The organism is Microbacterium testaceum (assembly GCF_006539145.1).
Classification (GTDB): Bacteria; Actinomycetota; Actinomycetes; order Actinomycetales; family Microbacteriaceae; genus Microbacterium; species Microbacterium testaceum.
The window spans coordinates 25,179-49,685 of record NZ_BJML01000014.1; the positions used below are offsets into that span (position 1 = coordinate 25,179).

At 70.7% G+C, this 24,507-nt stretch carries 21 protein-coding genes; 14 read left to right on the forward strand and 7 right to left on the reverse strand.

The genetic code is table 11. From position 1 onward, the window contains the following. The first annotated feature begins 62 nt into the window (after positions 1 to 62). Positions 63 to 1,676 (forward strand): sensor histidine kinase, encoded by a 1,614-nt coding sequence (locus MTE01_RS15775; protein WP_174799717.1) that lies wholly within the window; start codon positions 63 to 65, stop codon positions 1,674 to 1,676. Next, positions 1,673 to 2,323, forward strand: coding sequence for a response regulator (locus tag MTE01_RS15780; protein ID WP_103208498.1), 651 nt, complete (start codon positions 1,673 to 1,675; stop codon positions 2,321 to 2,323). Before MTE01_RS15775 ends, MTE01_RS15780 begins: the two co-directional genes overlap by 4 nt. A gap of 193 nt (positions 2,324 to 2,516) precedes the next feature. Here MTE01_RS15780 and MTE01_RS15785 read toward each other — a convergent pair whose 3' ends face one another. Both MTE01_RS15785 and MTE01_RS15790 read right to left on the reverse strand, forming a co-directional pair. After that, positions 2,517 to 3,800 carry an alpha-amylase family glycosyl hydrolase gene (locus tag MTE01_RS15785; RefSeq protein ID WP_141378326.1) on the reverse strand — a complete coding sequence of 428 codons (1,284 nt, stop codon included), beginning with the start codon at positions 3,798 to 3,800 and terminating at the stop codon, positions 2,517 to 2,519. A 98-nt stretch (positions 3,801 to 3,898) separates the two neighbouring features. Next, a complete protein-coding gene (locus MTE01_RS15790) occupies positions 3,899 to 5,131 on the reverse strand; it encodes an ROK family protein (RefSeq protein WP_246078337.1) in 1,233 nt (410 codons plus the stop codon). Between the two features lie 137 nt (positions 5,132 to 5,268). On the opposite strand from MTE01_RS15790, the gene MTE01_RS15795 reads away from it, so the two are divergent. The 4 genes from MTE01_RS15795 to MTE01_RS15810 all read left to right on the forward strand — a co-directional run bounded on the left by MTE01_RS15795 (position 5,269) and on the right by MTE01_RS15810 (position 10,123). Next, on the forward strand, positions 5,269 to 6,582 hold the full coding sequence (locus MTE01_RS15795) for an ABC transporter substrate-binding protein (protein ID WP_170210726.1): 1,314 nt from the start codon (positions 5,269 to 5,271) through the stop codon (positions 6,580 to 6,582). Beyond that, the gene (locus MTE01_RS15800; protein WP_094736161.1) at positions 6,579 to 7,493 is read left to right on the forward strand and encodes a carbohydrate ABC transporter permease; all 915 of its coding nucleotides are present in this window, start codon (positions 6,579 to 6,581) and stop codon (positions 7,491 to 7,493) included. The genes MTE01_RS15795 and MTE01_RS15800 overlap by 4 nt, the downstream gene beginning before the upstream one ends. 98 nt (positions 7,494 to 7,591) lie before the next feature. Beyond that, complete coding sequence (locus MTE01_RS15805) at positions 7,592 to 8,413, forward strand: carbohydrate ABC transporter permease (protein WP_094736171.1); 822 nt, start codon at positions 7,592 to 7,594, stop codon at positions 8,411 to 8,413. 27 nt (positions 8,414 to 8,440) lie between these two features. Further along, a complete protein-coding gene (locus MTE01_RS15810; RefSeq protein ID WP_103208503.1) occupies positions 8,441 to 10,123 on the forward strand; it encodes a glycoside hydrolase family 13 protein in 1,683 nt (560 codons plus the stop codon). 153 nt (positions 10,124 to 10,276) lie between these two features. On the opposite strand, the gene MTE01_RS15815 is transcribed toward MTE01_RS15810, so the two are convergent. Beyond that, positions 10,277 to 11,299 (reverse strand): LacI family DNA-binding transcriptional regulator, encoded by a 1,023-nt coding sequence (locus tag MTE01_RS15815; RefSeq protein ID WP_103208505.1) that lies wholly within the window; start codon positions 11,297 to 11,299, stop codon positions 10,277 to 10,279. A 179-nt stretch (positions 11,300 to 11,478) separates the two neighbouring features. Between MTE01_RS15815 and MTE01_RS15820 the strand changes: the two genes are divergently transcribed. From MTE01_RS15820 to MTE01_RS15840, 5 genes are read left to right on the forward strand one after another with little or no spacing between them, the layout of a single operon-like run. Next, positions 11,479 to 12,831: an ABC transporter substrate-binding protein gene (locus MTE01_RS15820; protein ID WP_141378327.1), complete on the forward strand. Its 1,353-nt coding sequence runs from the start codon at positions 11,479 to 11,481 to the stop codon at positions 12,829 to 12,831. Beyond that, entirely contained in the window at positions 12,831 to 13,802 is a 972-nt protein-coding gene (locus MTE01_RS15825; protein WP_371861629.1) for a carbohydrate ABC transporter permease, read from the forward strand. The genes MTE01_RS15820 and MTE01_RS15825 overlap by 1 nt, the downstream gene beginning before the upstream one ends. Next, on the forward strand, positions 13,799 to 14,623 hold the full coding sequence (locus MTE01_RS15830) for a carbohydrate ABC transporter permease (protein WP_094736157.1): 825 nt from the start codon (positions 13,799 to 13,801) through the stop codon (positions 14,621 to 14,623). The genes MTE01_RS15825 and MTE01_RS15830 overlap by 4 nt, the downstream gene beginning before the upstream one ends. A gap of 29 nt (positions 14,624 to 14,652) precedes the next feature. Then, positions 14,653 to 15,609, forward strand: coding sequence for a glycoside hydrolase family 68 protein (locus MTE01_RS15835; RefSeq protein ID WP_141378328.1), 957 nt, complete (start codon positions 14,653 to 14,655; stop codon positions 15,607 to 15,609). Beyond that, a complete protein-coding gene (locus MTE01_RS15840; RefSeq protein ID WP_246078338.1) occupies positions 15,606 to 16,766 on the forward strand; it encodes a serine hydrolase domain-containing protein in 1,161 nt (386 codons plus the stop codon). The genes MTE01_RS15835 and MTE01_RS15840 overlap by 4 nt, the downstream gene beginning before the upstream one ends. 7 nt (positions 16,767 to 16,773) lie before the next feature. Here the strand turns inward: MTE01_RS15840 and MTE01_RS15845 are convergent, their stop codons facing one another. From MTE01_RS15845 to MTE01_RS15860, 4 genes are read right to left on the reverse strand one after another with little or no spacing between them, the layout of a single operon-like run. Continuing rightward, on the reverse strand, positions 16,774 to 17,586 hold the full coding sequence (locus MTE01_RS15845) for a glycosyltransferase family 2 protein (RefSeq protein WP_103208511.1): 813 nt from the start codon (positions 17,584 to 17,586) through the stop codon (positions 16,774 to 16,776). Beyond that, positions 17,583 to 18,587: a hypothetical protein gene (locus MTE01_RS15850; RefSeq protein WP_174799718.1), complete on the reverse strand. Its 1,005-nt coding sequence runs from the start codon at positions 18,585 to 18,587 to the stop codon at positions 17,583 to 17,585. The genes MTE01_RS15845 and MTE01_RS15850 overlap by 4 nt, the downstream gene beginning before the upstream one ends. Further along, positions 18,584 to 19,720 (reverse strand): glycosyltransferase, encoded by a 1,137-nt coding sequence (locus tag MTE01_RS15855; RefSeq protein ID WP_218026375.1) that lies wholly within the window; start codon positions 19,718 to 19,720, stop codon positions 18,584 to 18,586. Before MTE01_RS15855 ends, MTE01_RS15850 begins: the two co-directional genes overlap by 4 nt. Next, positions 19,717 to 20,856 (reverse strand): glycosyltransferase, encoded by a 1,140-nt coding sequence (locus MTE01_RS15860; protein WP_170210727.1) that lies wholly within the window; start codon positions 20,854 to 20,856, stop codon positions 19,717 to 19,719. The genes MTE01_RS15855 and MTE01_RS15860 overlap by 4 nt, the downstream gene beginning before the upstream one ends. Before the next feature lie 6 nt (positions 20,857 to 20,862). On the opposite strand from MTE01_RS15860, the gene MTE01_RS15865 reads away from it, so the two are divergent. Genes MTE01_RS15865 through MTE01_RS15875 form a run of 3 tightly spaced genes read left to right on the forward strand, consistent with a single transcriptional unit; the run spans position 20,863 to position 24,172 of the window. Beyond that, positions 20,863 to 21,855 carry a WcbI family polysaccharide biosynthesis putative acetyltransferase gene (locus MTE01_RS15865; protein ID WP_170210728.1) on the forward strand — a complete coding sequence of 331 codons (993 nt, stop codon included), beginning with the start codon at positions 20,863 to 20,865 and terminating at the stop codon, positions 21,853 to 21,855. Continuing rightward, the gene (locus tag MTE01_RS15870) at positions 21,852 to 22,853 is read left to right on the forward strand and encodes a glycosyltransferase (protein WP_141378331.1); all 1,002 of its coding nucleotides are present in this window, start codon (positions 21,852 to 21,854) and stop codon (positions 22,851 to 22,853) included. Before MTE01_RS15865 ends, MTE01_RS15870 begins: the two co-directional genes overlap by 4 nt. Continuing rightward, positions 22,850 to 24,172, forward strand: a complete 1,323-nt coding sequence (locus MTE01_RS15875) for a glycosyltransferase family 2 protein (RefSeq protein ID WP_246078339.1) — start codon at positions 22,850 to 22,852, stop codon at positions 24,170 to 24,172. The genes MTE01_RS15870 and MTE01_RS15875 overlap by 4 nt, the downstream gene beginning before the upstream one ends. Positions 24,173 to 24,507 lie beyond the last annotated feature (335 nt).

A 24,507-nucleotide genomic window follows, 5' to 3' on the forward strand; every position in this document is an offset into this window, starting at 1 on the left:
GGTTATGCGCGTACCGTGTGTTCTGCGCATTTCGCGCACGAGAGTCGAGGCGGGAGGTGCGGATGCGGTTCGCCACGCGCATGCTGGTCGTGCAGGTCGCCACGCAGGTGGCCGTCGTCGCCGTGTGCACCGCCGTCTTCGCCTGGCTCGGCGTGCAGCAGCTGAAGGCCGAGACCGATTCCTCGGCGCTGAACATCGCCCGGTCCGTCGCCGAAGCCCCCGAGGTGCGCGACCTCGTCGAGACGTACTCCGCCGATCCCGGCACCCCGAATGCCGCGGGCCTGCGCGACGGCCTGCTGCAGCGGTACGCCACCGACGTCACCACCCGCACGGAGGGCCTGTTCGTCGTGATCACCGACGATCACGGCATCCGTCTGGCCCATCCCGATCCCGATCGTCTCGGAGAGGTCGTGAGCACGAGCTTCGCGGACGCGTTGGCGGGGCGAGAGGTGGTCACGTGGGAGACGGGGACGCTCGGTGAGTCCGCCCGCGCGAAGGTGCCGATCTACCCGCCCGGTGGGGGATCCCCGGTGGGGGAGGTCAGCGTCGGGTTCGAGCGAGCGAGCGTCTTCGACGACCTCCCGGCCCTCATCGGCGGGATCGCCGTGGCCGTGGCGCTCGCCGTCGCGATCGGCGCCGTGGTCGCGCTGCTCATGCGCCGCCGCCTCGAGCGGCTCACTCTCGGCGTGCAGCCCGAGGAGCTGGTCTCGCTCGTCCAGACGCAGACCGCCGTGCTCGAGAGCGCCGATGAAGGGGTGGTCGCCCTCGACGACACGGGCGTCGTACGTGTGTGCACGGCTGCCGCCGAACGGCTTCTCGGAGTGACGGATGCCGTGGGTCGGTCGGTGCGCGAGCTCGGGCTGCCCCCGGCCGTCACCGCCGCACTGTCGGGCACCGGTGCCTCCACCGGGCTTCCGCTGGGCGACCGCGTGGTGTTCGTCGACGTGCGCCCGGTGCGACGCGGGGCCCGCACCTTCGGACGCGTGGCGACCCTTCGCGACCGCACCGACGTCATGGCGCTCTCGGGGCGGCTCGACAGCGTCCGCGCGATGGGCGACGCGCTGCGCGTGCAGCGGCACGAGAACGCCAACCGGCTGCACGCGGCGGTCGGTCTGCTCGACGCGGGGCGCATCGACGAGGCTCGCGCCTTCCTCGCCGATCTCGTCGACCGGGGTTCGGTCGATTGGGCGGTCCCCGGGATCGACCTCGTGGGCGATGCGATGCTGCAGTCGTTCCTGGGGGCGAAGGCCCTCTCGGCCCGCGAGCGCGGCGTGGTGCTGCGCGTCGCCGACGAGACGTTCCTGCGCACTCCGATCGACGAGGTCGAGGACGTCGTGGCCGTCCTCGGCAACCTCGTCGACAACGCCGTGACGGCGGCAGCGGCGGCGCCGGCACCCCGAGAGGTCGAGGTGGCGGTGCTCGGCGACGGGGATGCCGTCGTGCTCACGGTCGGCGACACGGGGGCGGGTATCGCCGACCCCGAGGCCGCCTTCCTCCCGCGAGAGCGGAGCGACGACCCTTCCGCGGTGCACGGACTCGGCATCGGCCTCCGCCTGTCGCGCGAGTTCGCCCGTCGGCGCGGCGGCGACGTCTGGGTCGTCGACCCGGGAGGCGACGGTCACGGCGCCGTCGTGGCCGCGAGACTGCCCGGCGTGACCCGAGGAGAAACCGAATGACAGACATCCGCGTCCTCGTCGTCGACGATGACTTCCGGGTCGCGGGACTGCACCGCGACGCCGTGACCGCGCGCCCGGGGTTCGTCGCGCTCGAGCCCGCGCGCACCGTCGGCGAGGCCCGCGCCGCGCTCGCCGCGCACGCTCCCGACCTGCTGCTGGCCGACGTCTACCTCCCCGACGGCGACGGCATCGAGTTGGTGCGCTCGGCCGGCGTCGACGCGTTCGTCCTGTCGGCGGCGACGGATGCCGCGACCGTGCGCCGGGCGTTCACCGCCGGGGCCCTCGCCTTCCTCGTGAAGCCCTTCGACACGCGGGTGCTGGCGGAACGCCTCGACCGGTACGCGCGGTACCGCAACCTCCTCGCGAGCCCGCGGCCCCTGTCGCAGGACGACATCGACCGCGCAGCCTCGGTCATGCGCGGGGAGCGCGAGGGTGCCTCTCTCGCCCGATCCGCGACCGAGCAGACCGTGCTCGCCGCCCTCGGCGCTGACGAGGCCTCGGCGACCGAGGTGGCCGAGCGCATCGGCGTCTCGCGCGCGACGGCGCAACGCCACTTGACCGCCCTCGCCGAGAGGGGCCTCGTGCAGGTGAGTCTGCGCTACGGCACCACCGGTCGCCCCGAGCACCGCTTCCGCGCCGGGGGCTGACTCGCGCAGGCGGCACGATTCTTCGACACAGCGCGGGGTAGAGGTGGCTGAGCGTGTCGACGTCACCGGGCGTGCTGCGGAGCCCGGTCCCTTCGACAGGCTCAGGGACCTCGGTGCGCGGGCTCAGGGGCCTCGGTGCGCGGGTCCAGGGACCTCGCGCCGCGGCCAGGGCGCGAGGATCAGCGCGCCGCGCTCAGGCCTCCAGTACCGCCCACCCTCGCGGGCCCAGCTCGATCCGGCCGTCCGCCGGCGCGCCCTCGCCCGTGACCAGCTGCCGTCCGTCGGCGACCGGCAGCGATACGGGCTCGTCGCCGATGTTCAGCGCCACCACCACGGCGTCGTCTCCCACGGCCGTGCGCAGAGCGATCGCCGTGTTTGTCACCTCGATCACGTCGGTGTGCGCGCGCCAGAGCCATGGTTTGCGGCGCCGCAGCGCGATCAGTTCCCGGTGCACCCGCAGGATGCCCTCGTCGGGATCGACCTCGTCGGGGCGCGCGGGGAACTCCGGGCGCACCGCATCGTCGCCGCCGAGCCGCTCCTCTTTCACCCCGGTCCACCCGAACTCGTCGCCGGCGTACACCGAGGGCGTTCCCGCGACGGTGAACAGCACCGCGAGGGCGTGCGGCACGAGATCCGCGCCCACCGCCGAGGCGATACGGCTGACATCGTGGTTGCCGACGAAGGTCTGCGGGGCGTAGGTCGACAGCAACTCGTCATCCCGCTCGATGGCGTGGCTGAGCTCGAAGAGGTTGCCGTCGGACATGCCGTGCCAGATCCCCTGCCACAGCTCGTACTGCGTCAGCGAGTCGATAGTCGATTCCCGCACGATCTGCGGACCGTCGCCGTGGATGGCCTCGCCCAGGAACCATGCGTCGGGGAAGCGCTCGCGCACCCGCGGAAGCACCTGGGCCCAGAACGACGACGGCACCGCGTACGCGGCATCCAGTCTCCATCCGTCGATCCCGTGGTCGAGCCAGTGACACATGACCTCCACCACGAGATCGACGACGTCGGCAGACGCGTGATCCAGCGCGACGAGGGCGTCGTGCCCCTCGAAGACCTCGGGCTCGAAGCGCCCGTCGACCCACCGCCCCCGGAACAGGCTCGGCCCGTCCTCCCGCAGGTCGCGGAACGCCGGGTGCCCCCGCCCGACGTGGTTGAAGACGCCGTCGAGAAGGACCCGGATGCCACGCCCACGCGCCGCGGAGACGAGTCGGTCGAGATCAGCGGTGTCGCCGAGTCGTGGGTCGATGCGGAGGTGGTCGACGGTGTCGTAGCCGTGTGTCTCCGACGCGAACACCGGGCCCAGGAGCAGACCGTTGAGCCCCAGCTCGATGACGTGGTCGAGCCACGGGTCGAGGCGGTCGAGACGGTGCACCGGGTCGGCATCCGGATCCACGCCGTCACGGATCGGCGCACCGACGAATCCCAGCGGGTAGACGTGCCACCAGATGACGTGTTCGGGCCACGCGGGCATGGATTCTCCTCGGCCCGGCGGGTCGGCGCCGGCGCAGTTCGACGCTATCCCTCCGTCGCCGCGGCGACGCGGGGGGTTGTGGGGGCGGATGCCGGGGGTCACGCTCGCGCGCGGTCGTCCGGGAGGGAGAAGACCGGCAGGTCGAGGGCGTGATCGCGTGCGGCGTCGACGGCGGCGGCGACCGCGCCGATCGAGACGATGTCGGCGCCGAGGGTCGAGGCGACGATCGCGGGGGCGGGGAGGTCGAGCGCGCGCGGGAGGGCGTCGATGGCGGCCGTGATGATGGGGGCCGCGCCCGCGGCGATGGCGCCGGAGACGATCACGCGATCCACGTCGAACAGGCTCCCGAAGATGCCCACGACGCCGGCGAGGGCGCCCCCCACCTCGCGAGCGACGGCGAGGGCTCCTGGATCTCCGGATGCCGCGAGGTCGAGCACGCTCTTGGCGTCGATCGCCGCGGGGTCGATGTCGTGCAGGGCGCTCTGCGCGGGCAGCGAGCCGGAGCGCAGTGCCGCCCGCGCCGCCTCGACGCAGCGGGGCGCGAGCCCCTCGGCGCTGCCGACGCCCTCGACGCGGTCGAAGGCCACGGTCTCTCCCGCGCCGCCGTGCTTTCCGCGCAGGAGGTGCCCGTCGAGGCAGATCCCGGCGCCGAAGCGTTCACCGGCCAAGAGGGCGACGAAGTCGTCGCAATCGGCGGCCGCCCCGCGCGCGTGCTCGGCCACCGCGGCCAGGGTCGCGTCGTTCTCGACCCGCACCACGGGCGACCAGCTCTGGAAGGTGTCGATGAAGCCGGGGTTCATCCGTTCCCAGAAGCGGTCGTGGTGCACGGGGGAGCGGCCCTCGCGGTCGACCGGGGCGGGAACCCCCGCGCACAGCGCGACGATCTCGGAGCGATCGCGTCGTGCGCGTTTCAGGGTCGCCTCCACGGTCGCCTCCGCCGCACGCCGGCGCCGTTCGGGCGAATCGCGCTCGGGGTCGACCGTCAGGCGCGAGGTCGCGAGCGTCTCGCCGCGCAGGTCGGCCACCGTGGCCGTCAGATGCCCGCGTCCCGCGTCGACCCCCACCACGACGCCCGCCTCGGGCCGGAAGGCGAAACGGCGCGCGGGGCGCCCCTTGGAGTACTCGCCGACGGCGCGCGCGTTGGGCATCTCCGCGAGCAGGCGCCGCGCGGTCAGCTCGTCGAGCACGTCGATGGCGGTGGAGCGGGTCACCCCGATCGCGGCGATCACGTCGCTGGCGGTGAAGGCGTCGACCTGCCAGGCGTGGCGCAGCACGGCGTCGAGGCTGTGACGTCGCAGCGAGGGCGTCGCGGTCACGGCATCCATCGGCATCCGCCCTCTCTTCGCGTCGGGCGGTCGCTCTTGACCGCCGTGTGTTCCCCCTGCAATACTGCCTGCACGACATTGATTTGGCGACTAGATTTAGTCATCAACACAACATATTCGCAGTGCGGCGGAGGAGGAACCAGGTGTCGACGAAGACCAGGGCGACCCGGCGGTGGGTCGCGGCGGCCGCGGTGGGGGTGCTCGGGGCGAGCCTGCTCGCGGGCTGCTCGGCCGATGGGCGCGAGACCATCCGCTTCACCTTCAGCAAACGCGAGGCGCTCTCGTTCATGAACGACGTCGTCGCGCAGTACAACGCCTCTCAAGACAGGGTGCGCGTCGAGATGGACAGCTCCGGCGTCGACGTCGTCTCGGCCAGCTTCGTCCGCGGCAACCCGCCCGACATCATGCTGGCGAACTACAACTACGAGGTCGCCCGGTTCGTGCAGCGCTGCGCCCTCTCCGACCTCAGCGGCACCGCGGCGGCGGCGAGCGTGCGCGAAGACCTGCAGCCGCTCATGGACCAGTACGGCTCGTGCGCGGGTCGCACCAGCGCCCTGCCGTACTCGGTGATGGCGGCATCCGTCATCTACAACACGCAGATCTTCGACCAGCTCGGCCTGTCGGTCCCCACCACGTGGGGCGAGCTCCTCGAGGTGTCCGAGACCCTGAAGGCCAACGGCATCACCCCGTTCTACGGCACCTTCAAAGACGACTGGACCGTCGCCCAGGGCTGGTACGACTACTCCGTCGGGGGCTCGCTGGACGTGCTCGACTTCTTCGACTCCCTGGCCGCCGAGGGCGATCAGGTCGGCCCCGACTCGTCGGTGTCGTTCGCGAAGGACTTCACCCAGCCCATGGACCGCATGCTCGAGCTCGCGACGAACTACACGAATGCGGATGCCGAGAGCCGGGCCTACGGCGATGGGAACCTCGCCTTCGCACAGGGGCAGGCGGCGATGTACCTGCAGGGGCCGTGGGCGCTCGGCGAGATCGCCAAGACCGCGCCGGACCTGCCGGTCGGTACCTTCCCCCTGCCGATGACCGACGACCCCGACGACCTTAAGGTGCGCGTCAACATGGACCTCGCCGCCATCATCCCCGAGGCATCGCATCACCAGGATGCCGCTCGCGACTTCCTCGAGTACCTCTACCGCCCCGAGGTGATCGAGGCCTACAACGAGTCGCAGCTCGGCTTCGCGCCCACGGCGGACGCCCCGTCGCCGAGCGACCCGCGCGTGGCGGGCATGGTGCCGTACTACGACGAAGGCCGCATCTACCAGGGCGCCTCGGTGCTCGTGCCCAAGACGATCCCCACCTTCAACTACGCGCAGGCGATGATCTTCGGCGCAGCGCCCGAGACCACCCTGCGCACCATGGACGAGGACTGGTCGCGCCTCGCGTTCCGCCAGCCCCCGGCCTCGACGAACGATGCCGCTGGCGAGGAGGCCGCGCGATGACCACCACCACCACGATCGTCACCGGGGGCAAAGCGACCGCGCGTCGCAGCTCCCGCCGGATCGAGCCGATCTACTACCTGTTCCTGCTGCCGACCCTCGTGCTGTTCACGCTCGCGATCACGGTTCCGGGTCTCATCGGCATCTTCTTCAGCTTCACGGACTCCATCGGGCTGGGGGAGTGGAGCTTCACGGGCCTGACCAACTACATCGCGATCTTCAGCGACCCGGCGATCCTGCAGGCGTACCTGTTCACCTTCGGCTTCTCGGTGGCCACGGTCATCGTGGTCAACGTGGCCGCGTTCCTGCTCGCGGTCGGGCTCACCTCGCAGATCCGGTTCACGAAGGCCCTGCGGACGGTGTTCGTCATCCCGATGGTGATCTCGGGCATCATCATCGCCTACGTCTTCAATTTCCTCTTCAGCAACTCGGTGCCCCAGGCCGGGGCTGCCCTCGGCATCCCGTGGCTCGAGACGAGCCTGCTCGCCAACCCCGACCTGGCGTGGGTGGCGATCGTGATCGTCACCGCCTGGCAGGCCGTGCCCGGCACGCTGCTCATCTACATCGCGGGGCTCCTCTCCGTCCCCGGCGACGTCTACGAGGCCGCGGGCCTCGACGGGGCGAGCAAGACCCAGCAACTGCTGCGCATCACGCTCCCGCTCGTCGCGGGGTACGTGGTGATCAACATCATCCTGGGCTTCAAGGGCTTCCTGAACGCCTACGACATCATCGTCGGGCTCACCGGCGGAGGCCCCGGTACCGCGACCCGCAGCGTCGCGATGTCGATCATCCTCGGCTTCAACGGCGGCGACTACGCGTATCAGATGGCGAACGCAGCGCTCTTCTTCGTCGTGGCCATCGTCATCTCGCTCCTGCAGCTCTCGCTGACCCGGGGAAGGAACACCCTGTCATGACCGCTCTCAACCAGCCGGCCCTCGCCTTCGAGCAGGCCGAGCTCGCCGTCCCCGATCGTCAGGGCCCCCAGGCTCCCCGCCGCCGTCGTCGCGTCGGCATGGAGCGCATCAACTGGTCGACGACGACGATCCTGGTGCTCTGTTCCCTTACGGTGCTGCTGCCGTTGTACGTCACGGTCTCGATGGCGCTGAAGAGCGGCACGCAGGTCGTCGACGGCAACGCGTTCTCGTTCCCCTCGCCGCTCAGCTTCGACGGCTTCGTCCAGGCGTGGACGCTGACGAAGTTCCCCGTGGGTCTGGCGATCTCGCTGCTGGTGACCGCCGGCACGGTCGTGGCGACGATCGTGCTCGCCGCCTTCGCCTCGTACGCGATCGCGCGCAACTGGGACCGGAAGCTCTTCCGGTACTCGTTCTTCTACCTGCTCGCGGCGATGTTCATCCCGTTCCCCGTCGTGGCGCTTCCGCAGATCCAGCTCACCGGTCGGGTGGGGCTCGACAACCCCGTCGGCGTGATCATCCTCGCTACGATGTTCCAGCTGAGCTTCAGCGTGCTGCTGTTCACGGCCTTCCTCCGGTCGATCCCGCTCGAACTCGAAGAGAGCGCACGCATCGACGGGGCGACGACCTGGCAGACGTTCTGGCGGCTCATCTTCCCGCTCCTGGCCCCTATGAGCGCCACCGTCGGCATCTTCGCCTTCCTCTACGCGTGGAACGACTTCATGATGCCCTCGCTCATCATCAGCGACCCGGCGCTGCAGACCCTGCCGGTGCGGCAGAACCTCTTCCAGACGCAGTTCAGCAACAACTACAACGTCGCTTTCGCGTCGTACCTCATGGCCATGGCCCCCGCCATCATCGCCTACCTCTTCACCCAGCGCTGGGTGATGGCGGGCGTGACCCAGGGCGCCGTCAAGGGCTGACCGACCACCCCCCTCGAAAGGAAAAACGTGACCACCGCCGCACCCTCCGTGCAGACCCGCGAACTCAGCGCAGCCCCCGACTGGTGGCGCCAGGCCGTGGTGTACCAGGTGTATCCCCGCAGCTTCGCCGACACCGACGGCGACGGCCTGGGCGACATCCGCGGAATCACCTCGCGCGTGCCGTATCTGGCAGAGCTGGGGGTGGATGCCGTCTGGCTCAGCCCCTTCTACCCCTCCGATCTCGCGGACGGCGGCTACGACGTCGCCGACTACCGCGACGTCGACCCGCGGCTGGGGACCCTGGCCGACATGGACGAGCTCATCGCGCAGCTGCACGCCCATGGCATCCGGGTCGTCGTCGACATCGTGCCCAACCACACGTCCGACAGGCACGCCTGGTTCCAGGAGGCGCTGGCCGCGGGCCGCGGGTCGGCGGCGCGTGCGCGTTACATCTTCCGTGAGGGCACCGGGCCCGACGGCGGGGAACCGCCCACCGACTGGGTGTCGATCTTCGGCGGCTCGGCGTGGGAGCGGGTGGAGGACGGGCAGTGGTACCTGCACAACTTCGACGTGTCGCAACCCGACCTCGACTGGTCGAACCCCGCGGTGCGCGCCGACTTCGTCACGACGCTGCGTTTCTGGAGCGACCGGGGAGTCGACGGCTTCCGCATCGACGTGGCGCACATGCTCACGAAAGACCTCAGCGAGCCGCTGCCCTCCCGCGCCGAGCTCGAAGCGCTTCCGCAGGACGGCTCCCACCCGATGATCGATCGCGACGACGTGCACGAGGTCTACGCCGAGTGGCGCGCGGTCTTCAACTCGTACGATCCGCCGCGGACGGCGGTCGCCGAGGCGTGGGTGCACCCCTCGCGGGTGCCGCTGTACGCGAGTGCCGACAGCCTCGGGCAGGCGTTCAACTTCGACCTGCTCGAGGCCGACTTCGACCCCGCGCAGTTCCGCCGCATCGTCGCCGACAACCTCGCGCTCGCCGCGCAGTCGGGATCGTCGACGACGTGGGTGCTGTCGAACCACGACGTCGTCCGGCACGCGACGCGCTACGGGCTGCCCGATGCCGAGCGCGGGGACGACGGACGCCCGACCCTCAAGCACGGCAACGAGTGGTTGCTGTCCGGGGGACAGTCGCCGACGCTCGATGCCGCGCGCGGAGAGCGCCGAGCCCGCGCCGCCGCGATGTTCGTCCTGGGCCTGCCCGGTTCGGCGTACCTGTACCAGGGTGAGGAGCTCGGTCTGCACGAGGTGGCCGAGATCCCCGACGCCGCGCGGCAGGATCCGACGTTCTTCCGCAGCCCCGGCATCGATCAGGGTCGGGACGGATGCCGCGTGCCCCTGCCGTGGAGCGCGATCGGCCCCGCGTTCGGCTTCGGAGGGGGCGGCGCGCACCTGCCGCAGCCGGAGTGGTTCGGCTCCTACGCGGTCGACGCGCAGGACGGCGATGCCGACTCGACGCTGACGCTGTACCGGCGCGCTCTCGACCTGCGGCACGAGCTGCAGACCGACGAGCAGCTGCGGTGGATCGACGGCACTCCCGGCGAGGTCGTGGCCTTCGAGCGCCCGAACGGCTGGACGGTCGTGACCAACTTCGGCAGCGAGCCGGCCGCCCTCCCCTCGGGTGACGTGCTGCTGTCGAGCACGGCGCTCGAGGGCGACCTCCTGCCCGGTGAGACGACGGTCTGGCTCCGCCGCGCCTGACGCCTCACGCACGCCCCGGTACCGCGAGTGCCGGGGCGTGCGTGCGCTCACGCACTGCCTCGATGATGTCGAGCGTCCGACACATCCGGGACGAGCCCTCGGACGATCCGGATGTGTCGGACACGCGACCTCGTTTGCGGATCGCCCGATCGCTCAGGAACGCCGGATGGACTCGCGGACCACGACCGGCATGTCGACGAGGTGGTGCCCCGCGGGCGGGCCCCCGGGCGACAGGAGCAGCTCGACGGCGCGACGCCCCATGTCCTCGTGCGGGAGGCCGATGGTCGTGAGCCCCGGGCGGAGGTAGGCGGCGAGCTCGTCGTTGTCGAACGAGACGAGCGAGACGTCCTCGGGGACGCGGAGCCCGGCATCTCCGAGGGCCTGGAGGGCGCCGAAGGCGAGCCGGTCGTTGAGGCAGACGATCGCGCGCGGCCGCAGGCCTCTCGCGAGCAGGCGCGCGGTGAACTCGTAACCGGGAGCGGGCTCCCACAACCAGATCGATTCCTCGTGGAGGAAGCGCGCTCCGGCATCGGCCATCGCCGCCGAGATCCCGCGGACGCGCGCGGCCACGGTGGCGGAGCGGAAGAGGTCCCGTTCGGCCTCGGCGTCGTATCCCAGCAGCAGGATGCCGTCGCGGATCCCCGCGTCGACGAGAAGCTCGATCGCCCGCCGGCCGCCGGTCTCCTCGTCGGGGAGCACGCTGCAGCGATGCACCTCGTTGGTCGCGTTCAGCATGACGACGCGCAGGTTCGAGGGGAGTGGCGGGACGAAGGTCTCGCGTGCGCGCATCGAGGCGAAGATGATGCCGTCGACCTGGCGGTCCAGCAGTGCCGACACCGCCTCGGCCTCGCGCTCGGGCTCGCCGCCGGTCTCGGCCACGAGCACCACTTGCCCCGCTGCCTCGGCCGCACCGAGGGCGCCCTTGATCAGTCCACTGGCGAATCGGGTCGTGGCGACCAGGTCGGAGACGAATCCGACCGTGTGCGAGGTGTCGGTGCGCAGTGCCCGAGCGGCCATGTTCGGGCGGTAGCCGAGCTCGGCCGCCGCGGCGTGGACGCGTTCGTGAGCGTCCTGCGACAACCGGGTGTCGGGTCGGCCGTTCAGGATCATCGACGCCGCCGCGGGAGACAAACCGGCCAGGCGTGCGACGTCGGCCAGCGTGACCCTCTTGCCCATCGATGCCCCCGTTCTGCGGCCTCGATGCCGCGGTCACGATCTTCGCAGCGATCTTGACAGCGCCGTGGAGGTCTGTATAAATAATCCTGCTAAATCCTTTCAGCAAGGGTATCGCACCAGAAGTCCCGACGCCGGAACCGCCCGAGCGCCGGCACCGCAGCATTGACGAAGGAGTCGACATGAACACCCGTTTCCCGCGCCGTCGCCGAGGGGTATCCCTGGCGCTGCTGACCATCGCGGGCCTCACCGGCGCCGCGCTCACCGGTTGTGCTCCCGGAAGCGCCGCCCCCGCCGCGCAGAACGACGTCCAGGTGAGCACCGAGCTGACGAGCGACCCCGTCCAGCTCACGATCGCCGATGAGACGGGCTTCCCGGTCACCGACAAGCTGACCCAGGAGTTCACCAAGCAGCACCCGAACGTGACCTTCACGATCAACCGCGACACGTTCCAGAACCTCACCGCGAACGCCCCGAAGCTCCTCGCCAGTGCGACGCCGCCCGACCTCATCCGCCTCCCCACGCTCGGCGACACGGTCCGCGACGGTCTGGTCGCGAACCTCGACCCCTATTTCGACGCGTACGGATGGAGCGCGTGGCCCGCGTCTCAGCTCGCTCCCCTCCGGATGAACGACGACGGCGTGCGCGGTTCCGGCTCGCTGTACCAGCTCGGCCTCGGCTACAGCATCACCGGGATCTACATGAACACCACCTTGGCCGCGCAGGTGGGCATCGACTCTCCGCCGCAGACACTGGCCGAGCTCGAGGCCGACATGGCGAAGGCGAAGGCCGCCGGCATCCTGCCGATCATGGCGGGCGACAAGGACGGCGTCGTCAACTTCGTCGTGCAGGCCGCGATGAACCAGTACGTCGACAAGGACAAATTCCTGTCGTGGATGTTCAACGAACCGGGAGCGCGCTACGACGAGTCCGGAAACGTCGAGGGTGCCGAGCTGGTGCGCAAGTGGGCGGACGCCGGATACTTCCCCTCCGACATCAACGCGATCGACTACTTCACCTTCACGAGCCGGTTCTCCGGCGGAGAGGGCCTCTTCACCTTCAACGGCAACTGGGAGGCCGCGAACTATCAGAAGGCACTCGGCTCGAACGTCGAGTTCTTCTTGGTGCCGCCCGCAGAGGCGGGAGTCGACCACGTCGCGATGGGAGCGGCGAACTCGTTCTCGGTCGCGGCGAAGTCGCCGCACATCAACGAGATCGTCTATTTCCTCAACTGGGTGCACACCGACCCCACGGCCCGACAGATCATCGTCGATGTCACGGGGGCGTCGCCCGGTGGCGACCCGGCGCAGGACCTGCCCACGGTGGAGTCCGGCTCGCTGATCGAGAACGCCCTGAAGATGTCCGCGCAGATTGGCGCCGAGAACGGGCAGGTCGACTTCATGGCCAACACCACCGCGGGAATCTACGCCGGCTCGATCATCCCCGAGTCGCAGCTGCTGGTGACCAGTCAGATTACCGGTCAGGACTTCGTCGACCGCGTGCAGAAGTTCTACGAGAGCGAGGTCGGCAAGTAATGACCGATCGTGCGGTCGCCGTCGCGGCGGCCCCTCGACCCGACGGCGCCCCTCCGGCGACGACGACCGCACCTCCTCGTCGGGCTGCCGCACGCGCGGTGGCCCGACGGGCGGCCCGCACCGGATGGCTGCTGCTCGTGCCGGCGCTGGGGTTCTACGTCGCGTTCGTGGTCTGGCCGCTCCTCCAAGGCGTGCAGTACTCGTTCTACGACTGGAACGGTATCGGCGTCGCCCGATGGGTGGGCTTCGGCAACTACCTCACCGTCTTCACCGACCCCGACCTCCTCGGCGCCATCCGCAACGCCTTCATCCTGATCGCGTTCTTCACCGTGATTCCCGTGAGCCTGGGACTCGTCCTGGCCACGCTCATCCGCGGCATCCGATACAAGGGATTCGCGGCGGCCGCGCAGACCGTCCTCTTCCTCCCGCAGATCATCCCGCTGGCCGCGGCGGGTATCGCCTGGTCGTGGATGTACGCCCAGACCGGTGCGATCAACCAGATCCTCGGAGGGGTCGGCCTCGGCTGGATCACGCGGCCGTGGCTCGCCGACTACGGCACCGCCCTCCCCGCGGTGGGACTCATCGGTTCGTGGGTGCTGACGGGCCTGTGCACCGTGCTCCTGCTGACCGGCCTCGGCAAGATCGACGTGTCGCTGTACGAGGCGATCCGTCTCGACGGCGCCGGATGGTGGCGCGAGTTCTTCACCATCACCCTGCCCGGGTTGCGTCAAGAGATCGCGGTGCTCGTCACCGTCACCGTCATCGCCGCGCTGTCGAGCTTCGACATCATCTACACCTCGACCCAGGGCGGTCCGGGACGGGCGACCCTCGTTCCCGGCCTGTCGATCTTCCGCATCGGTTTCACACAGAGTGACGTGGGCCTGGCCTCCGCCTTCGGCATCGTGCTCATGGCGCTCGTGCTCGTCGTGGTCCTTCCCATCCAACGCCTCTCGAGAGCGAGCGACTCGTGATCGCCAGCCGCACCGAGCGCCTGCTCGGCATCCTCCTCCTCAGCGTCGCCGCGATCGTGACGCTCCTGCCGCTGATCAGCATGCTGTCGGCCGCCCTGCAGCCGGCCGACCGCAACCCGACGGGGCTGACCTGGCCGACCGATCCGCAGTGGGGGAACTTCGCCACGGCCTTCGAGACGGGTCACGTCTGGCAGCTCATGGGTTCCAGCCTGCTGATCGTCCTCGGAGTCGTGCCGGTGAGTCTGGTGGCCGCGACCCTCGCCGGATTCGCGCTGGGATCCCTTCAGGTGCGCTTCGGTCGCGGCATCCTGGTGTTCTTCGTTCTCGGGCTCACCATCCCATTCGAGGCCCTGATCATCCCGCTGTACTACCAAGCGCAGTCGTTGGGCACCGTGAACACCCCGTGGGCGGTGATCTTCCCCCTGATCGGGCTCTACATGCCCTTTGGCGTCTTCTGGATGCGCGCCCACTTCATCAACGTGCCGCGCGAGCTCTCCGAGGCGGCGCGGGTGGACGGCGCGTCGATCTGGCGCGAGTTCCGCAGCATCCAGCTGCCGTTGGCGGCCCCCGCTCTGTCGGCCCTGGCGATCCTGCTGTTCATCTGGACGTGGAACCAGTTCCTGCTTCCCGTCGTCCTCATCGCCGACCCACTGCAGCGGACGGTTGCGGGCGCCCTGACCTTCTTCCAGGGCCAGTACTCGCTGAGCATCCCGCTGCTGAATGCGGGGGCCCTGATCATCATCACTCCCGCCGTCCTGCTGTTCCTCGTCTTCCAGCGCCAGTTCATCCGCGCCCTCGTCCAGGGCGCGGTCAAGGGCTGAGCGCTCCCACCATCTCGAAACGGATCCCCATGACGTTCACGCTGCCCGACCACTGGGTCTGGGACTTCTGGTTCGCCCACGACGGCGACACCCACCACATGATGTTCCTCCAGGCGCCCATGAGCCTCGGCGACCCGGATCTGCGCCATCGCAACGCCAGTGTCGGCTACGCCACCTCCGACGACCTGCGCTCGTGGACCGTCCACGGGACGGTGCTGGAGCCGTCGGGCGGTCAGGCCCCCGACGCCACGGCCACCTGGACGGGCAGCATCGTGCGGACGGATGCCGACTGGCGCATGTTCTACACCGGATCGCGGTTTCTCCGCGAGGGCGAGATCACGAACGTCGAGACGGTGCTGGCCGCCGCCTCGGACGACCTCGCCGCATGGACGAAGGACCCGGCTGTGGTCGTCTCCGCCGACCCCCGGTGGTACGAGACGCTCGCGCACGGAACCTGGCACGAAGAAGCCTGGCGCGATCCGTGGGTGTTCGCCGACCCGGACGGGGACGGCTGGCACATGCTCGTCACCGCTCGTGCGCGGGAGGGTGTCTCGCGCGACCGCGGGGTGATCGGTCACGCCTGGTCGGCCGATCTGCGCCGTTGGGAGGTGCGGCCTCCGCTCAGTGCCCCGGGCGCGGGATTCGCCCACCTCGAGGTGCCGCAGGTCGTGCACGTCGAGGGACGGTGGGTCCTGCTGTTCTCGTGCGACTCCGCGCATCTCGCCGGAGCGAGAGAAGGGCAGGTCGGCGGGATCTGGGCCGTCGCCCTCGACGATCCGCGGGGGCCGTATCCGGTGGAGCGCGCCACCCTCGTGACCGACGAGAGCCTGTACAGCGGTCGCATCGCGCAGGACGCCGAGGGTCGCTCCGTCATGCTTGCTTTTGAGAACACGAGCTCCGACGGGGTCTTCGTCGGAACGCTCTCCGATCCCGTGGCGGTGCGATGGAACGACGACCGCCTCGAGACCGAGGGAGCGCTCCGGTGACGGCTGTGGAGGGCACCGTCGCCCCCGGGTTCGAGGCCGTCGCCGACGCGTTCGCCGCCGCCTTCGAGGGGCTGCCCGAGATGGGCGGCGCTCTCGCTGTGCGCGTGGAGGGTCGCAGCGTCCTCGACCTGTGGGGCGGCGTGGCCGACAGTCGCGACGGTAGACGATGGCAGCGCGAGACGCCGTCCGTGGTGTTCTCCTGCACCAAGGGCCTCATGGCGATCCTGGCGGCGCGGCTGGTCGCGTCGGGCCGTCTCGACCTCGATGAGCCTCTCAGTGCGCTCTGGCCCGAGTTCGGTGCGCGCGGGAAGGACCGGGTGAGCGTCGGTGACGCCCTCGCCCACCGCGCCGGAGTGTCGGCTCCCAGAGAGGACGTCTCGCGCGCGCAGCTCCTCGACTTCGACGCGATGGCGGCTCTGCTCGCGCGACAGCAACCCTTGTGGCAACCGGGCGAGGGATGGGCCTATCACGCGCTCACCCACGGCTGGATCTCCGGAGAGATCGTTCGTCGCGCCGGCGCGACGGAACCGGGAGCGGCCTTCGCCGAGATGGCGGCGGCCGTGGGCGGGGGCGCATGGCTCGGGATGCCGCCCGAGGTCGCGGCATCCGTCGCGCACCTGCGCGTCGGGCCCACGCTGGCCGCTCATGTGGCCCGGCAGCGGGAGGGGCGGGAACCCGCGACCACCGACTGGCTCGAGCGGGCGATGACCCTCGGCGGCGCGCTCCCCGAGACGCTGGTCACCGATGACGACGGCTTCAATGCCGACGACGTCCGCGCCGCGGTCATCCCCGGCGCCGGCGCCATCGCCACCGCTCGTGCCGTCGCGGCGATGTGGTCCGCCACCGTCGCCGTCACCGAGGGCGTCCGCCTCCTGGACGACGAGACCCTTCGGGTGGTGACGCGGGAACGGACCGCCGGTCCGCCGGTCTTCGCCGCTCCTGCGCCGTGGCCGCGGTGGGCGGCCGGCTTCCAGCTCGACTCCGAGGCCCGCCGTTACCTGGGCCCCACGAGCTTCGGGCACGATGGAGCCGGTGGTCAGGTGGCGTTCGCCGACCTCGACTCCCGGATCGGATTCGCCTTCGTGACCAACTGGATGGAGGCCGACGATCCCCGCGCGACGCGCATCGTCGACGCGCTCCGCGAGGTCGTGCGCTGATCGGGATTCAGCGCACCCGCGCCCACCCGTCCTCGCGTCGCTCGATGGCCCCGGCCGCTGCGAACGCCTCGAGCCACCCGCCCATCGGCCACACGCCCCACCGTTCGTGGAAGGTGGCGCCGTTGCGCAGGATGTCGTCGAGATGCTGCCACGGGGGAGAAGACACCGGATGCCACTGGTGGTACGCGTCCGCGCCGCCCACCCAGAGCATCTCGATGTCGGCCGCTCGCGCCGTCCAGGCGAGGTCGGTGTCTTCCGCGCCGTACCCCTCGTAGCCCGGGTGAAACCCCCCGATGCGCTTCCACGTCGCGGGGGTGACGGCGAAGGACAGCGACCAGAACAGGTCGTACTCCTCCGGGGTCGCTCGGCGGGTCGCACCGGCGGGCAGGGCGGGCCGGGCCCGGTGGGGACGGGTGAGGAAGGGCAGATCGGATGCCGTTTCCGGCCGCTGCACGCTCACCAGGTACGTGACCGCTCCCGAGAGGACGGCGTCGGGGTTGCTCGAGGCCGCGGTCCGGTATGCGGAAAGCAGGTCGGCGCCGGGCAGGCAGTCCACGTCGAGGAAGACGAGCAGCTCGGCCCCTGCCTCGATGGCCGCCGCGGCGGCACGGTTGCGACCTTCGCCGACGCGGAGCCCCGTCGACCCCGGTGGAACGTGCAGCGTGAGGGTGCCGGCATCCGGGACGTCGGTCGGCGGTGTCTCATCGAGCCAGACCTCGACGCGCACGATGTCGTCGGCGACCTCGGCGAGCACGCGTCGTTGGCGGTCCAGGTGCTCCCGCCGGGATCGCGAGGCGACCGTGAGGACGGCGGTCTTCACGGCAGCGCCGCCTCGATCGCCGCGGCCATGCGCGCGGCCGCTCCGTCGACCTGCCACCGCGACCAGTCGGGGTCGTCTCCGGCGGCGAGCTCGACGAGCGCCACGAGACCCGCGGCGTCGATGCCGCTGCCGCCCTGCCGGGCGAGCCCCCACCGCTCGAGCGCTGCGGCCGTGTCCCGCTGCTCGTCGAACGGGCGCTCCTGCGCGACGACCACTGCACGCGCGCCCGCTGCAGCCAGATCCGCCACGCTGTTCTGCCCGGCGGCGCTCACCACGACCGTGCTGCGTGCGAGCAGCGGCCACGGATCGTCGACCCGGGAAGAGGGGTCGTGTCCCGCCGAGGTGACGTCCCATCCCCGCTCGCGAAGCCGTGCGACGGCATCCTCGCGGACGTGCTCGTCGACCACCCGGCCCAGCAGCAGCACCGACCGTTCCTCGCGCGGTGCGTCGCGTTCGCGTCCGTCGAAGCGCGAGATCCCGCCCGTCCAGACCACGCGATCGGCGTGCGCCGTCAGTGCGTCGGCGCAGACGGCGCCGCGCGGCCAGGGCGCGAGGATGGCGTCGGCGAGGTCGTAGGCGAGCGCGTGCGGCGCGTCCGTGCGCGTCCCGGGCTGCGTCATGGCGAGGGTGCGCAGTCCGAGCAGGCGCGCGAGCGCCACGACCTCGACGCTCACGTCCACCACCAGGGCCGTCACGGACCGTTCGGCGGCGGTCGAAGCGATGAGTGCCAGACGGTCGCGATGGCCCGGGTGATCGTGCGGTGCCCAGTGCAGATGACCGCGCACCGTGGGGTCGGCGTCTCGCGGATCGGCCGTCGACCCATCGGCCCGGGGGAAGGGGTCGGCATCCGGGGGCAGTTCGATCCAGTCCACCCCCGCAGCAAGGCCCGCCGGGCGGGGCATCGACGAGAAGGCGACGACGGGCGTCCGCAGGTGCGGGGTCACCGCGAGGAACCGCGCGACATGCCCGTAGCCGTGATGGTGGACGTACCAGCCGATCACCACGACACCGCCGGCACCCTGCGCGCGGCGGCGGGCTGCGCGACGTGGGTGAGCACGCGCTCGACCTCGCGGTGCCGGTGAGCGAGGGAATGCTGACGTACCGCGGCTTGGCGTGTCCACACGCGCGTGAGCGGCTCGCGAACGCCCTCGGCGGCGAGGTGGGCGGCGGCCTTCGCGAGGGCGACGATGTCGCCGGGCATGACCGTCGCCGAACCCGGCATGCCCGCGAGCACCTCGGAGACGCCGCCGATGTCGAAGGCCGCGACGGGAGTCCCGGTCGCGAGGGCCTCGGCGATCACGAGCCCGAACGGCTCCTCCCACATCGGCGTCACGAGAGCGACCGCCGAAGACCCGACCAGGCGGCAGAGATCGGCCTGGTGAAGCGGGCCGACGTATCGCGCGTGCACGCCGAGACGGGGGACGATCTCCTGCTCGAAATAGTCCACATCGCCGATCCGCCCGGCCAGCACGATGTGCGCATCGGCCTCGCGCGCCGCCTCGATCGCCAGGTGGGGGGCCTTCTCGGGGACGACGCGCCCCGACCAGACCCACGAGGGTCCGCCCGCACCGCGGATCCACTGATCGGTGTCGACACCGTTGGGGAAGACGAATGCGTCGACGCCCTCGACCGACCAGGCGCGCGCGGTGGCCTGGCTCACGGCGACGAACCGATGGGAGGCCTCGGACACCTCGGCTGCCGCCTCGAGCAGGGCCTCCAGCGGAGGCGTGTGCAGGGTCGTGACGACGGGGATGTCGGCCTCGACGCTCCAGCGGATGGGAGCCGGGTGCAGGCTGTGGTTGTCGACGACGTCGAAGTGATGGCGGTCGGCGATCAGCCGGTCCCGGGCGGCGTCGAAGGCCGCGTCGACGGCTTCGGCGTATCCCCGCGGGTACTCGGTGTCGGAGGAGTGCTCCGGCCGCGTCCACTCCGGCGCGGGAAGGCGGAACTCGGGCACGTCGTCGAGGAAGTCGGAACCCTCCGCCGCGCACAGGGTGACCTGGTGTCCGCGGGAACGGAGCCAGCGCACCCGATCCCAGACGGTGGCCTCGAGGCCGCCCGCGTGTGGTTGTCGAAGCGGGTAGCGCGACGGCGCGACGACCAGCACGCGCAGCGGCCGCTGCCCGCGGATCACGCGGCCACCTCGGCGGCGAGCACGCGGCGATAGACGGCGAGGTGCGCTGATCGCACGTCCTCGAGCTCCGCGGAGCGCTCGCTGCGTCGGCGCAGGACTTCGCCCTCGCGTCGAGCGGAACCGGGCGTGGACCACACCTCGTGCGTGGCGTCGAGGATCGCTCGCGCGAGGGACACGGGCTCACCCACGTCGAAGGTGTGGAAATCGTCCGGATGCTGAGCCGCGATGTGTCCGATGCGCGTACCGATCACTGGGACGGCCAGGTCGTAGCAGAGCTCGGCCCATCCCGACTGCGTGCCGTGTCGGTAGGGCAGCACGCACGCGTCGAGGTCGGCGAGCCAGCGGGCGAGCGCGTCGTCGTCGAGACGGGGCCCGCGCTCGACGCGGACGCCCTCGGTCCCCGCGACCAGCAGATCGATGGATGCCGCGGCCTCCTCGTCGCGTACCCGCTCGTTCACCCGCACGACGGCCTCGACGCGCGCTCCCTGAGCGCGCAGGTCGGAAATGGCCCGCACGAGCGTGGCGGTGGTTCCGACGCCGTCGATGTTGGGGCGGAGGTCGCGCAGGTGAACGCCCACACGGGTGGTGTCGTGGGCCGATCCGGTCGGACGCGGATCGTCTCCGAGGAGGGTCGGATGCGGGATCACGGTCGTGGCGCGGTGCGCGATCGTGTGCACCTCGGCCCCGGCGGTGTCGGTGAGGGTGATGAGCTCGTCCGCTGCGGCGGCGAGCACGGCGAGCGAAGCGCGGTGCTCGTCCTGCGCGCTCAGCTGGGGGTTCTCCAGATCGTGCACCGTGTAGACCAATGGCCGACCGAGGCGGCGCAGGGTCGCGACCGTGTCCTCGAGTTCCGCGGGGCTGTACGACTCGATCCCGAAATGCACGTGGACCAGGTCGAAATCTTCGACGTTCGCCTCGAGCCACGCCGGCAGCAGGACCTGCGGGGGCCACCACTGGCCGGCCGGAGCTCCCGGCGGCGGCGGGTCGGCCAGCACGCGAACGTGGTGCGGATCCGCGATGGCGGCGACGTAGGGATGGGCCGAGGGAACGGCGGCGACTCGAATGGGGGTGACGACGATCTTCTCTCCTCCTCGTGATTGCGTGCGTGACGGTGCGCGTACCGCATCGCCAGGCACATCGCAATGCAACGGGGCGGTTGGGACGACGACGACACCGACGGATACGTTCACATCATGGGTGCGGAGAGGGCAGGCGCGACAAGCCTTGCGGACCACGGCGACGCGGTGATAGCGCGTCGTGTCCACTACGCCGAGTTCTTCGGCGACGCACCCGCCCCCGACGGCTACGGCGTCGTCGTCGGCAACTGCCAGGCCGAGTCCCTGCGGCTCGTCATCGCCTCCGAACAGCTGCCGGCCGTGCGGATCCCCGCCGTGCACGAGCTCGACGCCGCCGAAGCGTCCCGTCTGCACGCTCTGCTCGCGGGGGCGTCCTTCCTCGTGTCGCAGCCCATCCGCGACGACTACCGCGGCCTCCCGCTCGGCACCGCGCAGTTGCGGGCTTCGCTTCCTTCCGGCGCCCGCGTGGTGCTCGTTCCCGCTGTTCGCTTCGCGGGTCTGCACCCGTTCCAGGCGGTGCTCCGACTCCCCGCGTTCCCCGAGGACCCGCCCCTGGTGGCCTATCACGACGTCCGCACGGTCGCCGAAGCGGCCGGGCTGAGCGTGCCCGCGCACCTTCCCGCCTCGGCGGTTCGCGCTCTGGCCGACGCCTCCGTTGCGGAACTGCGTCGCCGCGAGGCCCTCGGCCTCGACGTCGCGGCATCCGACCTCTTCTCTCCCGTCGTCGAAGACCTCGCGCGCACGGTCAATCACCCCGGCAACGCCCTCTTCCTGCCCCTGGGGGAGCGCATCGTCGAGGCACTGGGCTCGCCCGGACGCGTCGTCGACCCGGGGCGGCCGATCCTCGCTTCGGTGCGCGCGCCGCTCGAATCGTGGGTCGTCGACGCGTGGAACCTCGACGCCGCACCTCGCCCCGAATGGATCGTGGCCGGCGAGACCGTCTCGGCCGACGCCGTGCGCCGCGCCCACCTCGCCTATTACGCGAAACGTCCCGCCCTCCTCGCCGCCGTCGTCGACCGTATGGCCCCGCTGCTGCGCACCTGGAGCGCCGCCGCATGAGTTCGAAGATCTCGATCCCGGATGCCACCCTCCCGGTGCTCCTCGTCCATCCCGGCCCGCACGGCGTCGCGGTCTACGCCCGGCAGATCGCGGCCGAAGTCGTGGCGGCGGAGCCGCACGCGCGGATCACGACCGTCGATGCTCTCGCCGCCCTCCCCGAAGGGACGCCGGTGCACGCTCACGTCACCGACCGCCTGTGGGGAGCATCGCCCGAGGAGGCGACGCACGCGCTCACGGGCCTCGCCGCCCGGCATCCGCTCACCGTGACGCTGCACGACGTGCCGCAGGAATCCGACGGCGAACGCAACCGCCCGCGGCGCCGAGCCTTCTATCGCGCCGTGACCGAGGCGTCGCGCGGGGTCGTCGTCAACAGCGCCCATGAGCGCGAACTGCTGCGCGAAGAGGGCGTCTTCGACGGCCCGGTCGCCGTCGTGCCTCTCCCGGTCGATTCCGTGGCCGTGCCGCTCGCAACGCCGGAGGTCGACGACTCCGTCGGCGTCCTCGGATACTTCTACCCCGGCAAGGGTCATGACGAGGCGCTCGAAGCCGCTGCCACCGCGGGGCTGACGCGACTGACCGTGCTCGGACGCGCCTCCGACGGCCACGCGGGCGACCTCGACGCCTTCGCGCGACTCGCCGGCGCGCGGGGGGTGTCGGTGGAAGTGACCGGGTGGCTCGACGACGCCGAGATGGCCGACCGGGTGCGTCGCATCGCCGTCCCGGTGATCGCGCACCGGCATGTCTCGGCGTCGGGCTCTCTGGCCTCGTGGATCGGCTGGGGACGCCGTCCTCTCGCCGTCCGCAACCGCTACAACGACGAGATGGCCGCGCTCAGGCCCGACACCGTCACCCTCGTCGAGCCGGACGCCCTCGCGGCGGCGATCTCCGCCGCCCGTGTCGACGCACCCTCCACATGGCACGGCCAGCACCCTGTTCCTTTCGGACACGCTGACGCCGCCCGCGCGTACCTCCGCTGGTGGAGCGAGGTCACGTCATGACGGGGGACACCCCCTGGAACGACCGGATGCCATGGGTGCCGGGCAACCGCTGGGACCTGGTCGCACACCTCGAGCCCCAACCGCCGCGCGTGAGCGTCATCGTCACCCATTACGCTCAGCCGGCGGAACTCGCCCGCACCCTCGAGGCTCTCCGCCGACAGGATCACCCGCGCAACCGTCTCGAGATCATCGTCGCCGACGACGGCTCTCCCGAGGCGCCGTCGGTCCCAGAGGGCGTCCTGCTGGTTCGTCAGGAGGACCGCGGTTTCCGCGCGGCTGCCGCTCGAAACCTGGGAGCGGCGGCCGCGTCGGGCGATGTTCTCTGCTTCTTGGATGCCGACACCAGCCCGGAACCCGAGTACGTGCGACGGATCTCGCGTCTTCCCGCACTCCTGTCCGAGGCGGTGACGGTGGGGCGCCGTCGACACGCGGACTTCGCGGGCGTCCCGGCCCAGATCCCGGTCGAGGAATGCGGTCCCGCACGGGAACTCCCCGAACCGGCCTGGCTCCGAGACGCGTACCAGCGCAGCCAGAATCTCCTGCTCGCCGACGACCGGTCCTATCGGTATGTCATCAGCGCCGTCGTCGCCTGCTCCCGATCATTCTTCGACGAGGTGGGCGGTTTCGACGAGACCTTCTCGTCGTACGGAGGAGAGGATTGGGAATGGGCGCACCGGTGCTGGCAAGCCGGCGCGGTTCTCGCGCATGTTCCGGATGCCGTGGCCTGGCACGACGGCCCGGACTGGGCGGGCCGGGGGGACTCCGAGCGTGACGCCGAGGGCAATCGGCAGTCGATTCAGCTGGTGACGAAGATCCCCGTCGATGGGTCAGCGGCACGAGGTCTCCTTCCCGCGATGCCCGACATCGAGGTACGCGTGCCGGTGACGACGACCGCGGCCGCGTTCGTGTGCGCCGACTCGCTCCTTGCGGCGCTGCCGAGAGCCGCTGTCGTGATGGCGCCGGTCCCGGATGCGGCCGCGCTGCGCGCTGACCCCCGCGTTCGCTCTGCCGTCATCGAGGACCCGCGCGTGAGGGTGGAGCTGGAGCACCCGGTGGTCGTGTTGCGTCCCGATGCGCTGAGCGATGCCCTCGCCGTCCTCGGCGAAGGTGACGTGGGACGAGTGCATCTGCGGTCTGCGGAGGGGGTGCCGCTCGGGTCGGCGACGAGCCGCCGGGCCCGCGCCAGGAGCACACGGTGGAGCACGAGGTCGGGGCACGCAGAGACCACTCGCGTCATCGAGGGCATGCACGTCCTGCGGGCGGAACCGTCGGTCGAAGCGTGGCTGGGCGCGTGGGGCGGAGCCCCTCGGTTCCTCTGAGTCCACCGACTTCCGCGGAATTCCGCGGAATCAGCTTCGCGACACGCCCGGGAAGCGCATGAGTTCGACCGAACCCGGGGTCGCACGTAAGCTCTTACATGTTCGCCCCACAGGGGAGAGCGGAGCGGCCGAAAGGCCCCGCGTCCTCTCAAGCGGCGAAGCACCCCCAACACCAACACTTGAGAGTTTCGACTCTTTGGTCTACAGTTGGGATCCTGCCACTCGGCACACAAACTCAGTCTGACTGCTTCTTAGCGAAGCTCAATTGCGCTGGTTTGGTTGTCGAGTCCGCAGGTCAAATGAAGTGAACTGCCTCACGGGTAGGTCGAGAGACT

Coding starts and splice junctions, on each gene's coding strand:
- MTE01_RS15775 (WP_174799717.1), top strand. CDS start 63: ATGCGGTTCGCCACGCGCATGCTGGTCGTGCAGGTCGCCACGCAGGTG.
- MTE01_RS15780 (WP_103208498.1), top strand. CDS start 1,673: ATGACAGACATCCGCGTCCTCGTCGTCGACGATGACTTCCGGGTCGCG.
- MTE01_RS15785 (WP_141378326.1), bottom strand. CDS start 3,800: ATGCCCGCGTGGCCCGAACACGTCATCTGGTGGCACGTCTACCCGCTG.
- MTE01_RS15790 (WP_246078337.1), bottom strand. CDS start 5,131: ATGCCGATGGATGCCGTGACCGCGACGCCCTCGCTGCGACGTCACAGC.
- MTE01_RS15800 (WP_094736161.1), top strand. CDS start 6,579: ATGACCACCACCACCACGATCGTCACCGGGGGCAAAGCGACCGCGCGT.
- MTE01_RS15805 (WP_094736171.1), top strand. CDS start 7,592: ATGGAGCGCATCAACTGGTCGACGACGACGATCCTGGTGCTCTGTTCC.
- MTE01_RS15815 (WP_103208505.1), bottom strand. CDS start 11,299: ATGGGCAAGAGGGTCACGCTGGCCGACGTCGCACGCCTGGCCGGTTTG.
- MTE01_RS15820 (WP_141378327.1), top strand. CDS start 11,479: ATGAACACCCGTTTCCCGCGCCGTCGCCGAGGGGTATCCCTGGCGCTG.
- MTE01_RS15825 (WP_371861629.1), top strand. CDS start 12,831: ATGACCGATCGTGCGGTCGCCGTCGCGGCGGCCCCTCGACCCGACGGC.
- MTE01_RS15835 (WP_141378328.1), top strand. CDS start 14,653: ATGACGTTCACGCTGCCCGACCACTGGGTCTGGGACTTCTGGTTCGCC.
- MTE01_RS15865 (WP_170210728.1), top strand. CDS start 20,863: ATGCAACGGGGCGGTTGGGACGACGACGACACCGACGGATACGTTCAC.
- MTE01_RS15870 (WP_141378331.1), top strand. CDS start 21,852: ATGAGTTCGAAGATCTCGATCCCGGATGCCACCCTCCCGGTGCTCCTC.
- MTE01_RS15875 (WP_246078339.1), top strand. CDS start 22,850: ATGACGGGGGACACCCCCTGGAACGACCGGATGCCATGGGTGCCGGGC.